The following is a 1,415-nucleotide window of genomic DNA, read 5'->3' on the forward strand; positions in this document are numbered from 1 at the left end:
GGATCAATCCCAAAAGTTGTGTGTGAATTGAAAATAGAATAAGATCTTTGCGGAAAAACGATCGCATTGGAATTATCATTGGACCTATTAAAGTTTATACTGCCAGAAGTATTAACGACCCATTTTGACCTAGTCTCCCATAATATGCAAGAGGGTGCGCTTCATTTATATTTTGAAGAAAAAAAAGATACCCCGAAAGAGGAAAAACATCGCACTTTAATAGCCCATGGTTTTCACAAAGAGATTGTCGTCCAGGATTTTCCGTTAAGGGGAAAGGCGGTCTTTCTTCACATTAAGCGGCGCCGTTGGTTGGACAAGGCCACTGGCCAGACCGTGCAAAGAGATTGGGATCTAGTGGCACAGGGGACTCGTATGACCGTTGAGTTCGCTGCTTTTTTAAAAGTACTTGGTCAGTACCAAAGCTAATGACTGCCATACCATTGGCGGGTTTTATGGGGTCAACGGCAAAAAACTACAGCGACAGTTTCGGGATTATTTAAGCGAGTTTAAACAATGGGAGGAGAGACCACATGCCAAGGAGTGGCTCATATTCCCAGAGAATATAGGACCTTATCTGTCCATTGACGAAACGGCACTCTCCAAGGGGGAGCTCTACACCATAATTACCAACAAAAAAGCCAAGGGCAGGAAAGGGTCCATAGTGGCCATATTCTCCGGCACCAAGGTAGGACCGATCATAGAGCAGCTGCTAAAGATATCGGCCAAAAAAAGGGCCAAGGTCAAGGAAATTACCCTGGATATGGCCAACTCCATGAAGACCATCGCCAAACAATGCTTCCCAAAAGCAATACAGGTAACGGACAGGTTCCATGTACAGAAGCTGGCACTGGAGGCCCTTCAGGACATCCGCATCAAACATAGGTGGGACGCCATAGACCGGGAGAACCAACAGATAAAGCAAGCAAGGGCAAAGAACGGGACATTCGTCCCAAAAGAATTTAGCAATGGGGACACTAGAAAACAGCTCTTGGCCAGAAGTAGGTATCTCCTTTATAAATCGCCCAACAATTGGACGCAAAACCAATCCGAAAGGAGCAAAATATTGTTCGCCCAATATCCGGATATAAAGGTGGCCTTCGACCTGGTACAGGGGCTCAGGAACATATTCAATACGGCAACTTCTATACAAACAGCATATACAAAGCTGGCACATTGGTACAAAGACGTAGAGAACACAGGCTTTAGGGCCTTCAATACTATTGCTAATACGATATCGCTCAATTATAGGTCGATCCTGAACTATTTTATAAACAGGAGTACAAATGCATCGGCGGAATCATTCAATGCAAAAATAAAAGCTTTTAGAGCGCAATTCAGAGGAGTCAAAAACGTAGAATTCTTCCTTTATAGATTAACCACAATATTTGCATAAACACAATAATTGTTCTTGATCC

General features: G+C 43.6%; 2 protein-coding genes. Both read left to right on the forward strand.

Annotation, left to right across the window (positions count from 1 at the left end; genetic code table 11):
• Window positions 1–66: 66 nt before the first annotated feature.
• Window positions 67–426 (forward strand): ISAon1 family transposase N-terminal region protein, encoded by a 360-nt coding sequence (locus KO529_RS08110; protein ID WP_215947419.1) that lies wholly within the window; start codon window positions 67–69, stop codon window positions 424–426.
• Complete coding sequence (locus KO529_RS08115; RefSeq protein ID WP_187588636.1) at window positions 407–1,393, forward strand: ISAon1 family transposase; 987 nt, start codon at window positions 407–409, stop codon at window positions 1,391–1,393. The genes KO529_RS08110 and KO529_RS08115 overlap by 20 nt, the downstream gene beginning before the upstream one ends.
• Window positions 1,394–1,415: the final 22 nt, after the last annotated feature.

The organism is Arenibacter algicola (genome assembly GCF_018860365.1).
Lineage (GTDB): Bacteria > Bacteroidota > Bacteroidia > Flavobacteriales > Flavobacteriaceae > Arenibacter > Arenibacter algicola_B.